Here is an 11,660-nt window from a genome sequence, read left to right on the forward strand (position 1 = left end):
ATTTTCTCGCTCTGGCAAGGAAAACCAGCCCGTGTCGCTGCTACGAAGGAGCTCGGATGCCCCATCTCAGCCGCCGTCTCGTCCTCACCGCAGGACTCGCGGGCCTCGTGACCGGTGCGTGCGGAGCCCCCAAGCGGCCCGAAGCGATCGCCGCTCCGATGGCGCTGGCCCCCGCCGTCGAAGCCGCGCCCGCCCCACCACCGGCTGACCCCTTGGCACAGAACCTGCTCGTCGGCTTCTGCGGAGCGCCCGGGTCGAAGGCACTGGGCAGGATGACGGGCGACCTGGACGCGGCGAGCCGCGCGCTCCGGCAGCAGATCGAGACCTTTCCCGCGATCAGGCCGATCACCCCGGTCGTGGAGCTGATCGCCACCACCGTGCATCGCTCCCCCGGTGCGGACGGTATGTACCGCAGCCGGTGCAGCGACGAAACCGTCCGGGACTATCTCGCCGCGGCTCGCGCGCTGAACGGCTTGCTGTTACTCGACATCCAGCCGGGCCGGGCGGACTTCCTGCCCGAAGTGCAGGCCTACGAGCACTGGCTGAAGGAGCCCGACGTCGGTGTCGCGCTGGACCCGGAGTGGGCCGTCGAGCCGGGCGTGGTCCCCGGCCGGAAGTTCGGCCGGACCACCGGAGCCGAGCTCGACGAGGTCGCCCGATACCTCGGCGGACTAGCCCAGGCGCACCGGCTGCCCGCGAAGGTCATGGTCTACCACCAGGTGGCCGCCAAGGTGGTCCGCGACGAACAGCTGCTGCTCGCGCATCCGGGAGTCTCACCGGTGAAGGTCGTGGATGGGATCGGTTCGGCCGCGGCCAAGAAGGCGACCTGGAGGACGTTGACGCCGACGAAACCGGCTCACGTCCGGGCTGGGTTCAAGCTTTTCTTCGAGGAGGACACTCGGCAGGACGCGCCGCTCATGACCCCCGCGGAAGTGCTCGCTCTTACGCCGACTCCGTCTTACGTTCTTTACGAATAAGCCGCTGACGAAAAACGTAGAACAAAGGACTCTTATCAGCGGTTTCCGGGAAACGTGAGCAATCCCCACATTGCCCGGCGTCGATACTCCGAGTGACGACCTTCGAGCACCCGCCTCACCAAAGTGTTATTCTCGCGCAAGTGCCTTACAGAGCGCAAGGTCAAAGCCGGTGGCAGCCGTGAATGAACCACCCATTCGTGATGTTTGACGCCACCGGTCTGGTGGTATCCATTGATGTTTTTCACCTGCCAAAATTACACCCATAAGATGGGCGTACTACCCGGGAACTTCTCCTGGGTCGAACATCTCGCTAATCTGTCCGCGCAAGCGAACGAACCAGAACGAAAACGGCTGCCCGGCGCGTATCGCACCAGGCAGCCGTCCGAGGGGAGATCAGAACGCCTCTGGGAAATCGTGCTCATTCACCCGGAGGACGTCGCCGCGGTTCCGCCGGCGGATACGTGTTGACCGGCGGGGATTCCGCGCCCGAGGCCGGATAGCCCGCCATCGCACCCGGTTTCGGGCCGCGACGGGCGAGACCGCCGAGGCCGACCAGGCCGAGCAGACCCAGCAAACCCCACAAACCGTTGTTGCCACTGGAATTCTCCCCGTCGTCGCGGGAGACTCCGTCGCGGTCGGGAGCTTCCTGGGTCACCGTCGTCGTCGGGGCCGTCGCGGTCTGCGCCGAGGCCACTCCCGGCAGCATGACGGACGCCCATACCGCGCACGAACTGATCGCCAGCCGTGTTGTCCGATTCACGTCGCGCCTTCTTTCGCTTCGTTGGTGGATGTTCGATCTGTTTCGGGCGTACCCGCGACGGCGCCGTTCACGCGTCGCTTCACGGGAAAGTGTGGATTTCCTTTACATCACCCCGGTTCTTCCGGAGGAAACCGGTTCACTATCATCGTCAGCGGTTCAGCCAAGAGCCGCGGGAGTGCAGGGCCGTACCCCTTTGATCCGCCACTGGTTCTCCTCCCTTTCTTCGTTCTCGCGTCCGCGCACCCGCCATCGACGCATGTGGTCCACACCAGTGGACTGGGGGAAACTTGCCCGAACAACAACTGATCGCCCCCTTGGGCGCGGCCTTCTCGACCCGATTGATCTGCACGGCCGGGGATCGGCTGATCCATCCGGCCGACAACAACAACGAACTCGCCCGGATCGTGACGCGCTGGTCACGGGTCTGGGTTCCGGAAACCTGGCCCGCCAGGCAGTACTTCACCGCGCTCGGCATCGGCGACGACGAAAACCCGCGCTATACCGACGAAGACGTCGTCGGCTGGTTGCTCATCCAGCCCCGGCCGGATTCGCTCGCCTGGCGGGTCCGGACGGGGGCGATCGACGTCACGACCGCCCTCACCGCCGAAGCCGAGGCCTGGCCAGGCTGACACCGACGGCGAAGAGCCCTGTGCCACCGTGAAAACGGCGGCACAGGGCGATTTGTCATGTCCTGGTTCCTTGACACACAGGCACTCCTGAGTTGACGATCGACTGAAGTGCTTATCGGCCAAGGGAAGTCCTGGATAACCCGATCGGGCCACACATTGCGCGGTCAGCGGGCTGCGATACCCACACGATGGTGGTCCCGCCTGGAAAGCGCACCTGAACGTCAGTACGTTTTCCCTACCGGACGGAAACACACCTTCCCTGCCGTCCTGCCCGACGTAATCGTCGAATCAAGGAGACACCATGTTGAAGAAAATCGGTTTCGTCGCGGCCACCATGGCCGCCGGAGCGATCCTGAGCGGCGGCATCGCGTCCGCCGACACCTCGGACGACCACGACGGCTTCGACCACAGCGGCCAGCTCGGCCTGGTCAACGTGAACAACATCGACGCGCTGCACAACGTCAACGGCACGCTCGGCCTCTGCGGCAACGACGTGAACGTGCTCGGCGTCCAGGTGCCGATCCGCGACTCGCTCAACGGAATCGGCGTGCCGATCCTTTCGCCGGGCGCCCACGAAGCCGAAGGCTCGTCGCCGTACAACTGTGCCGCGGGTGCCATCACCGACGGTGGCACGGTGCAGGACAACTAGAAAGATCTCCTTGCCCGGGACGCCCGATGTGCACGGAAGACGGCCCGCGGCAAGGGTCCGGCGATCGCGTCGGCGTCCTAGCGCGTGCCCGGAGCACGGAGAGAGGTCGCACTCCTGCTCCGTACTCCGGACACGCCGCGACGCACGGCTACGCCGGCACGGGTGGGGCCGGTCACCAGCCCAGGGGAGCCGGCCCCACCCGAGGTATTCGCACCATAACCGACACCACCGGGCGCGGCCATCGCAGACCGCGACGTCCCGGACATCCCGCCCGCCGGCACCTGCCGGCGGGCTTCATTAGGAGTTCTTCAGTGATCAAGCAGCTCGGCTTCGTCGCCACCGCTCTCGCCGCCGGAATGGCGATCGCCGGCGGAACCGCCTCCGCGGCCGGCGTCACCGTCGCGGGCCACCCGGTCGACCACAACGACCAGATCGGGCTCGGCAACATCCAGAACGTCGACGTGATCCACAACCTCAACGTCGTCGGCGGCGTCTGCGACAACAACGTCAACGTGCTCGGCGTCCAGGTCCCCGTCCGTGACGTCGCCGACGGTATCGCCGTGCCCGTCCTCTCCCCCGGCGAGACGGAAGCCGAAGGCACCACCCCGGACAACTGCGCCTCGGGCATCATCCAAGACGGCGGGACCGTTCAGGAAAACTGAACCGTCTTCCCAAACGAGCCGCCGCGCGATCGCCCCACCGCGCGGCGGCTTTTTCCTGTGCTCGAAGATCCGCGGCTTCCACACGGCCACACAGCGGCATCGAATCCCCAGGCCTCGTGCCAATGACCTACCCCAGCTCGCTTGAGCGGCACACGAGCCGATGAAGGCCCGGCGCGGATCTCGCGCCGGGCCTTCTTGGGGCCACCCCGTCCGGGGCCCGGCCGGACTATCCGGCCGGAACGGGAAGCCCGCCAAGGAGGTCGTTCACCAGCGAGGACAGACTGATCAGGAGCCGCTGCACCAGAGCGTTGAGCAACGCCGACACCGGCGGTAGCCCCACCTGCTGGGCCTCCACGCGCGCGGCCAGTTCGTCCACTCCTTGCCGCGCTTCGGCGTTCTCCTGCCGGGCGGTGACCGCGGTTTCCTTCGCCTGCGCCTGGATCACGTAACGCTCGCCGCGCGCCAGGTCGGTGAGCACCGGCGCGAGTTCCCCAAGACTCGCCTGGGCCCCCGGCACGTCTCCCTTGTCCACCCGGGCCACCAGGGCGTCCCGCATGGTCTGAACCACAGCCGCCGCACTGGTGGTACTGGACGAACCGTTCCCGCCGGGGCCACTCGCCTGCGCCACTCCCACACCCGCCAGCGCCACCGAGGCCGCGGTGGCGAGCACCGTGAGCGCTCGCGTCAGTTTACTTCTCATTTCGCAACTCCTCCGGGTTTCCGACTGCCGACTCCGCTCATCGTGAACCTTCTCCGCGAATATCGCGAATGTGCGGGCAACGCGGCAAGCGGGCTTCAATTCCACACAGTGCACGGTTATTACGGAATCAGCGACGCAAACGTCAAGTTCGCGTGAAACCCATCCCGATGAGCCACCGCCGAAAGGCACGCTGCGTAGCCGACTCACCGAATCGAGTGGCCACCGGCCACCGATCGGCTCACTTTTTCGCTTTCTTCTCACCCCAGGTGCCACCACCATCGCCCGTATCGACCACCGCCGATCCACCCGACGGTGCCGTTTGCCTTCGTACGCTCTCGGGTAACCGTGGCGTTTCACATGAGCAGAAAAGACACTCTTAAGAATGGCATCGGCATCGATCACTTCTTGCCGGGACGACGCGTCGTTAATCTGGCCACACGCTGAAAGTCCGATATCTCCCGGCGCTGGGATCTGACACGAAGGCACCGGTTCAAAGACATCAGCCAGAGGGGTGCCCCGGACGTCGAAACGCCGGGGCACCCCTCGAACACCACTGCCGCTGAAGCCGAACGATGTGTCCACGTCCTCTCGCCTCGCGGTATTCACCGACGAAGTTCAGTGCCGGCTCCGGCTCCGCGTACACGGTCCTCCGGACCCGCAGACGAGCCCCGACGCGATCGTCGTCGACGCCACTCGAGTTTCCCTTTGCCGCGTATCGGCATTGAAGGCGTTGACGGGAAGCGAGTGCCGAAGCACGTTCTCACGGCGTCGGTTTGCCATCGTCTCCACGCGATCCACACTTGCCGTCCCGCTGTCCCCGAAGCCATGAACACGTTGCACCACAACGGGTCAAGCCTTCCCTGGCAACCTCATGGACAAAGGTATCGAAAGAGTGCGATGGCCGTGACACACTTTTCTTCGCGTTGATCAAGGGTACTGTCCCGAAGCGGGTGGAGAACCACCCGAGGTCGATTCTAGTGACCATATTCGCGTCAGGTATCACCAACTCGAAAGGATCACGAACAATCATGACTGAATTGCGTCGATGGGCGCTCGCGGCGGCAGCCGTGGTCCCGCTTTCCCTGGTTTCCGCGGGTCTCGCCTCCGCCGGCACCGGCGACGGACCCGGCACCGCCGGCTACGTCGAGAACTCCGCGACCTACGCCGGAATCGGCGGCGCGGGAACGATCGACAGTGTCTCCGTCTGGGACCACGGCCACGACGACCATTGGTGGACCGAGGAAACCGCGGTGCTGGCGGGCCCCACGGGAGCCGCCGTGCTGCACACCGAAGAGTCCGGCTCCGCCGACGAGGCCGTAACCCTGCCCGTCGACGACAAACCCGGCCGACCGTCCACGATCCACGGGAAGCGACCGATCGCCCACACCGACGGGCACAGTGCTCCGTCCCGGCACCGGCCTTCGAAAGCCCACCACCACCACAAGCCCCACCACGCCCAGGTGACATACGCCGCCTCGACGAAGACCGCGGATGTCACGGGCGCGACCTCGTCCCACGTGGTCAGCCAGGCCGGTGACAACTACGCCCTGTACGAAGCCGCCGACCTTTCGGCGGGTCCGGAAGGCGCCGTGTCCGAAGGCGTGCAGGCGGCGGCCGTCCCCCAGCACGCGCACTACCACAAGTGGTACACCGCGGCGGACGAAGACGGCGCCGTCACCCACGAAGTGAGCGCGGTGGCCGACGCGATCGACCGGCGAGGACACCACCACTCGCACGATCGCCGATGAAGCGGTGGGCCGGGCCGTTCAGTCGGCCCGGCCCACGCCGTTCGACGCGTTCGCGGGGAATCACTCCCCCCACCCGGGCGTCAGGACCCTAAGGCAGAGCCGCTCGCGTGACGTCCAGGTCCGCGAGCAGGTCGCCGTGGTCGTCGACCCGGTCGAGGACGTCGTCGGCGGTGAACACCAGTTGTGCCGGGCGACGGCAGGCGCGGACTTCGTCCCAGGTGATCGGGGTGGACACGGTGGGGTGGTCGCGGCCGCGCAGGGAGTACGGGGCAACCGTGGTTTTGGCGGGGTTGTTCTGGGACCAGTCGATGAACACCCGCCCGGTCCGCTGGGCCTTGGCCATCACCGCGGTCACGCGGTCCGGTGTTTCCCGGGCCAGGCGTTGCGCGAGTTTCTTGGCATACGCCGACGGGGCCCCGGGGTCGTCGGTGGAGATGGCGCAGTAGAGCTGCATGCCCTTCGAGCCGGAGATCTTCGCCATCGGGGTCAGCCCGTCGTCGATCAGGGCGTCGCGTAGGCGTTCCGCGACGCGGCAGCAGTGCACGATCGAGGCTCCGGGACCCGGGTCGAGGTCGAACACCAGCCGGTCCGGTGGGCGGCGTACCCCATCGTCATCGACAGTCCATTGGGGAACGTGGAGTTCGAGCGCGGCCATGTTCGCCGCCCACACCACGGCCGCGAGTTCCTCCAACAACGCGTATGTGATCGGCTCTCCCGAACCGCGGGCGCCGCTGCGAGCGATCCGGACGCTGGGCAACCACGCGGGTGCGCCGTGCGGGACGTTCTTCTCGAAGAACTGCTCACCGCCGACACCATCCGGGAAGCGGATGAACGTCACCGGACGCCCGGCCAGATGCGGCAGCAACACCGGAGCGATACGGGAGTAGTAGTTGATGACCTCGCCCTTGGTGAATCCATCCGGATACAAGACCTTGTCCAAATTGGACAACGTGAGCCGCCTGCCGCCTGCCTGAACGGCGATCTTCGGTCCGCCGGCCGCCGGTGGCTGGTCCGCGACCGCCGGTTCGGCTTGCGCCTGGCCATGCGGACGCGCGGCATCTCGAGAAGGTTTCTCCGATCGAGCCTCGCCGGAGACAGCCTCTCGTCGTTGCGGGGCCAGGACATCGCCGGGCTCCTTGTCGTCTCGCAGTCCGCGCCACGCGGTGTGCCGCAGGCGGCCGGCGCCGCGAGTGAACTGCCGGAACACCACCTCGCCCACCAGCTCCGGTTTCACCCAATGCGCCCGCGCGGTGTCGGCCCGGGGTGGCGCCACCGCGAACGGGTGCCGCTTCCGCTCGAGAAGGTCGAGCCGGGCCTGCAGGCGGCTCCGTTCGGCCTCGGTGAAGCCCGTGCCCACGTCACCGACGTAGACCAGATCGCCGGTGCCCGGGTCGTGAGCGCCCAGCAACAGTCCGCCCATCACCCCGTGCAGCCGTCCCTGCCCGGGCCGGTAACCGCAGACGATCACCTCGGTCGTCTGGATCAGCGGGTGCTTCAGCCAGGCGTTGCTGCGACGCCCCGGGGTGTACGCCGCGGTGCGAAGCTTCGCGACCAGACCCTCATGACCGCTGGCCTTCACATGTTCGAGCAAGTGCAGCGGGGTCCGGCGATCGGCGGCCAACTCGGTGAACGTGAACCCGCGCACCACCTCCACCCGGTACGGATCCGGCATCGGCAACAGGGTCAACTGCCGCCGCCGCTCGTCATACGGCTCGCGCAGCAGTGAGGTGCCATCGAGGTGCAGCAGGTCGAACGCCAGGAACCGGACCGGGACGTCGTCCAACGGCTCATCACGCCGCGCGGAACTACGATGAGTCCGGTAGCGGCCGCGGCGTTCTTGCAGCAACCCGAAGTCGATCTGCCCCGCGTCGTTGTAGACGACGATCTCCCCGTCCAGCACCGCGCTCCGGCCGTCCAGCGCCTCGGTCAGGACACCGGTCAGGTCCGCGAACTCGTCGGTGAAGTCGACATCGTTGCGGCTGGTCAACACCGTGGTGCCATCGCCGGCGACCCTCATGCACGCCCGGTACCCGTCGAGTTTGTACTCGTACGCCCATTCCGGACCCTCGCTCAACCGGCCACCGTCCGGGCTGGCCAGCATCGGGCTCACCCAGCCCGGAACACCGCTCTCCGCCCGGCCGTGCACCGCCTTCCGCGCCATCACGAGCTCCCGTCACCCCGCCGTCCGCGGTTCGACCGTAACCCGCTTGGCCTAACAGCGCCGGAGAAACGCAGGTCACGACCGTGTGACGGCACGTTTGCTCAGCGTGCTCCATGCCGAGCACCCTGGCTCCCCTACCCCGATACGAGTGAACGATGCCGCACGATCGGGGGCCTCCTCGGTTGAAAACTCGCAGAGGGGACACCCGTTTTTGACCGGCTACGCAGAAAAGAGGACGACGATGACGACGTGGTGGGGAATTCTCGGACTACTCGGACTGCTCGGCGGTTATGGTCTTCTGCGGATTCGGCACCGAAGCAGTCCTCCGGCGGGTGATGCGTTCGCGCGCTATCCCGCGATGAACGAGCCTGCTGTGCCGAACGCCGATGCCGCGCACACCCCGCTCATGAACCCGGCGATCACACCCGGCATGCTCGACCGTGGTCGGCGAAGGCCGCGGCGAGCCGCTCGCTCCGAAGGCGGACGACGCAAGCGCACTCCCCCTTCATCGACGGTCCCGCCTCGGCAGAATCTCACGCAGCCCCACCAGCGACCCGCGATGACCCAGGCCACCCCTGAACCGGCCCCCGCTCCGAACTCCGTGCCGGTCGCGGAAACAACGGGAGGCGTGCCGCCGTCGGCCGAGAAACCCGCTCGACCGGCCCAGGGCGCCAAGGAATCAGGATCGATCGCCGGAAAACTGGCGACACCGCAGGCCCCTGAGCGGAGGCAACCGATCGACTCCCGACGCGCGAAGCTCGGGAACGTCATCTCGGCACATCGACCGCGACTCGACCTCCGGCGCGTACTCCAGCCTGCCTTACTCAGGGCCAAAAAGTTCCTTCGGCGAAAGTGAGCGTTCGTCCACCGCCGACTCTCCCCGAGCGCTTGACTCGCGGCGTCGAACCGCATGGACTCAACACCGCTGATCGCGAGCCTTGACGTCGAACTCGTCGGGGCACGACCACCTGATCGCGCAAGGACGGGTGCCTGTCGAGGCTGATGACCAGCGCGGTGGTAACCCGCGCAAAGGGGTGCGGTGAAATAGAGAACATGACGGCACACGAGGACATCAGGGACCCCTCGGTCGAGCGGGACCAGCTGCGTCGGGCGATGGAGACTCTGCCGGTGATCGAGCAGGCCAAGGGAATGCTCATGTTGTTGCGTGGATGGTCGGCCGAGGAGGCTTTCGCGGCGCTGAAGTCGATCTCGCAGCACACCAACGTCAAGCTGCACGACGTCGCGACGGTGATCGTCGCCGCGGGAAGCCACGTGGAGCCGTCCCTACCCGATCGCGAGGCGGTGCGGACGGTGCTGGACGAGACCCGAAGATCTGTGCTGGGCTCAGCCTTCGGAGAGTAAGTGCTGCGTCCCGCCGGACACACAGGGCTGGACCGGCGGGACCAGAGCGCAGCTCTTCTCTGAACAACACCCCGCGCCGTGGGTGTCCACTTTCGGACCGGCTAAACGGACGCGCCCACAGATTTTCTTCGAACACTCACAGCCGCCTCGCCTGGTCCTTCCACCGGCCGTCCTGTCAGGGGAAACCCGGACAGGTGGTTTCGCGCCCATGGACATGGGGGTACCTCTGCAGAGATCCCGGCAGGGGATTACCTGGCCGCGGCGGGACCCTCCCCCTCGTTCACGCCGCCTGGCCGCCGTGGCCGGTTCGCGGTGCGCACGTACACCGCGAACCGGCCACTTCCACCCGGCCGCCTCCATGGGCCGCGGCCCCCAGCACTGCATGTGACCTCGACGAGCGAGCTGTTCGGAGACCTGGCCGTCGCACGAGGATCTCCACCCCCGGACTTTTCCGCGGCAAACAAGGTGTAAAACGCGGCGACACCGGGAAATCACGATATGACGAACGTTCATGCCGGCATGACCGAGACCGCCGGACGGCCCGGCCAGATCGCCGCCTTGCGGCGGATGTTGCTCGCCTTCGGAGTCGGCGGGGCACTGGGCTGCCTGGCATGGATGGCGATCTGGTTCGCGACGCAGTTGTAGGAGCCGTTCGCGACCACCACGATGTCCGAAGACTACTGGCGCGTCGGCGCTTTCGGGGAGAGCAGGCCCGAGCCGAGCGGAGCCAGCACAGTGTCGAGCGCCGGCGCGTCCGACACCACTGTGGCGATCTGCTCGATCGTGGGCAGCTGGCCACTCACGGGCATATCGATCGGAAGCGTGGAAGCGCTTGGCGTCGTGTCGGACCTTCCCCGCATATTGTGGCTGTTCCCCAATTCCGGGGCGTCGGCGTTGACAGCGGTCACTCGGGTGCCCGCGCCGGGATCGAGCGGATCGGTGACGACAGTGCCGCTGAGCGGAAGGGAAGGCGTCCGAAGCTCACCGCCGGTGGCAAGTGGGTTCGCCTTGTCGCTCGTCCTCTCCAGCGTGGAAAGAACCGGCAGATCGACGCTCGCCGTAGAACCGTTCAGTTCCGGCTCCAGCACGTCCTCGGTGACTTCGAGCGGCTTGGACCGCAACGACGCCACCTGTGCCGGGTGAACCGGCCCGGCCGGTGTCGCGGCACCGGGCGCGCCATCGGCGGTGTCGACGACCGGCTGCATCGCGCGCCGGCCTGCCGTTTCCAGTTGCTGCAACGGTTTCGCTTCACGCAGAGAGTCGCCGAGGACGACTACCGCGGGCGTGACGACCTGCTGGTCCACCAGGGACGCCGGCAAGTCGGGGTCGACGTTCTCCGTCGCCGACGCGACACCCGGACCCACCATCAGCAAACCGCCACTGACCAACGTGGTCCGGACGACGAATTTGACCCAGTTCTGCATACGAAATACTCCTTAGTCCTTCATCAAATGATTCGCGGCGGGATTGGGGCCCGCCACAAGCCCTTCCCGTACGCGGCAACGACAAAGAGCCCGGTGCGCCACCGCCGAGCGGCGCGCACCGGGCACGTCTGTCGATCGCGAATCGTCGAGAACCCATCTCTGGCCTTGGTTCCCGCACACCCACGGGAACCCGGACTCAGTTGTGCTGGTGCGTCCCGCCGTCCAGCACGCCGCCCGCGGCGCAGTTGTAGGGCGATTCACCGCTGGCCTCGTGCGATCCCGGCGAGAGGATCGGCACGCCGATGCCGTTGAGCGAGTCCCGGATGGGGACCTGAACACCCAGGACGTTGACGTCGTTACCGCACGCACCGATCGTCGCGTTGACGTTGTGCAGCACGTCGATGTTGTTCAGGTTGGCCAGGCCGACCTGCTCGCTCACGTCGTGGACGGGGTGACCGTGACCTTCGTCGTCCGGTGTCCCGGCGGCCGCGATCCCGCCGGTCAGGAACGCCCCGGCCGCCATGGCGGCGGACACGAACCCGATCTTCTTCAGCATGAACACTCCTCGAATAGGAAATGAGACGGCAT

12 protein-coding genes are annotated in these 11,660 nt (G+C 66.7%); 7 read left to right on the forward strand and 5 right to left on the reverse strand.

Going from position 1 to position 11,660, the window contains the following annotated elements:
* The first annotated feature begins 56 nt into the window (after window positions 1–56).
* Window positions 57–977 (forward strand): hypothetical protein, encoded by a 921-nt coding sequence (locus ACLJQ7_RS29165; protein ID WP_410651371.1) that lies wholly within the window; start codon window positions 57–59, stop codon window positions 975–977.
* Window positions 978–1,395: 418 nt separating this feature from the next.
* On the opposite strand, the gene ACLJQ7_RS29170 is transcribed toward ACLJQ7_RS29165, so the two are convergent.
* Window positions 1,396–1,737 carry a WGxxGxxG family protein gene (locus ACLJQ7_RS29170; protein ID WP_410651372.1) on the reverse strand — a complete coding sequence of 114 codons (342 nt, stop codon included), beginning with the start codon at window positions 1,735–1,737 and terminating at the stop codon, window positions 1,396–1,398.
* Between the two features lie 287 nt (window positions 1,738–2,024).
* Here ACLJQ7_RS29170 and ACLJQ7_RS29175 point away from each other — a divergent pair, with 287 nt between their 5' ends.
* The 3 genes from ACLJQ7_RS29175 to ACLJQ7_RS29185 all read left to right on the forward strand — a co-directional run bounded on the left by ACLJQ7_RS29175 (window position 2,025) and on the right by ACLJQ7_RS29185 (window position 3,677).
* Window positions 2,025–2,366 carry a hypothetical protein gene (locus tag ACLJQ7_RS29175; RefSeq protein ID WP_410651373.1) on the forward strand — a complete coding sequence of 114 codons (342 nt, stop codon included), beginning with the start codon at window positions 2,025–2,027 and terminating at the stop codon, window positions 2,364–2,366.
* A gap of 301 nt (window positions 2,367–2,667) precedes the next feature.
* Entirely contained in the window at window positions 2,668–3,015 is a 348-nt protein-coding gene (locus ACLJQ7_RS29180; protein WP_410651374.1) for a hypothetical protein, read from the forward strand.
* A 311-nt stretch (window positions 3,016–3,326) separates the two neighbouring features.
* Entirely contained in the window at window positions 3,327–3,677 is a 351-nt protein-coding gene (locus ACLJQ7_RS29185; RefSeq protein ID WP_410651375.1) for a hypothetical protein, read from the forward strand.
* Between the two features lie 226 nt (window positions 3,678–3,903).
* Here the strand turns inward: ACLJQ7_RS29185 and ACLJQ7_RS29190 are convergent, their stop codons facing one another.
* Window positions 3,904–4,377 carry a hypothetical protein gene (locus ACLJQ7_RS29190; protein ID WP_410651376.1) on the reverse strand — a complete coding sequence of 158 codons (474 nt, stop codon included), beginning with the start codon at window positions 4,375–4,377 and terminating at the stop codon, window positions 3,904–3,906.
* A 1,028-nt stretch (window positions 4,378–5,405) separates the two neighbouring features.
* Here ACLJQ7_RS29190 and ACLJQ7_RS29195 point away from each other — a divergent pair.
* Entirely contained in the window at window positions 5,406–6,125 is a 720-nt protein-coding gene (locus tag ACLJQ7_RS29195; RefSeq protein WP_410651377.1) for a hypothetical protein, read from the forward strand.
* 88 nt (window positions 6,126–6,213) lie between these two features.
* On the opposite strand, the gene ligD is transcribed toward ACLJQ7_RS29195, so the two are convergent.
* A complete protein-coding gene (ligD, locus tag ACLJQ7_RS29200; RefSeq protein WP_410651378.1) occupies window positions 6,214–8,286 on the reverse strand; it encodes a DNA ligase D in 2,073 nt (690 codons plus the stop codon).
* Between the two features lie 1,053 nt (window positions 8,287–9,339).
* Between ligD and ACLJQ7_RS29205 the strand changes: the two genes are divergently transcribed.
* Window positions 9,340–9,648 (forward strand): ANTAR domain-containing protein, encoded by a 309-nt coding sequence (locus ACLJQ7_RS29205; RefSeq protein WP_410651379.1) that lies wholly within the window; start codon window positions 9,340–9,342, stop codon window positions 9,646–9,648.
* Between the two features lie 519 nt (window positions 9,649–10,167).
* Window positions 10,168–10,293: a hypothetical protein gene (locus tag ACLJQ7_RS29210; protein WP_321183572.1), complete on the forward strand. Its 126-nt coding sequence runs from the start codon at window positions 10,168–10,170 to the stop codon at window positions 10,291–10,293.
* 32 nt (window positions 10,294–10,325) lie between these two features.
* On the opposite strand, the gene ACLJQ7_RS29215 is transcribed toward ACLJQ7_RS29210, so the two are convergent.
* Entirely contained in the window at window positions 10,326–11,072 is a 747-nt protein-coding gene (locus ACLJQ7_RS29215) for a hypothetical protein (protein ID WP_410651380.1), read from the reverse strand.
* A 196-nt stretch (window positions 11,073–11,268) separates the two neighbouring features.
* A complete protein-coding gene (locus tag ACLJQ7_RS29220) occupies window positions 11,269–11,628 on the reverse strand; it encodes a hypothetical protein (protein ID WP_410651381.1) in 360 nt (119 codons plus the stop codon).
* Window positions 11,629–11,660: the final 32 nt, after the last annotated feature.

It is taken from the genome of Amycolatopsis sp. cmx-4-54 (genome assembly GCF_046548895.1).
In the GTDB taxonomy this organism is placed as follows: Bacteria; Actinomycetota; Actinomycetes; order Mycobacteriales; family Pseudonocardiaceae; genus Amycolatopsis.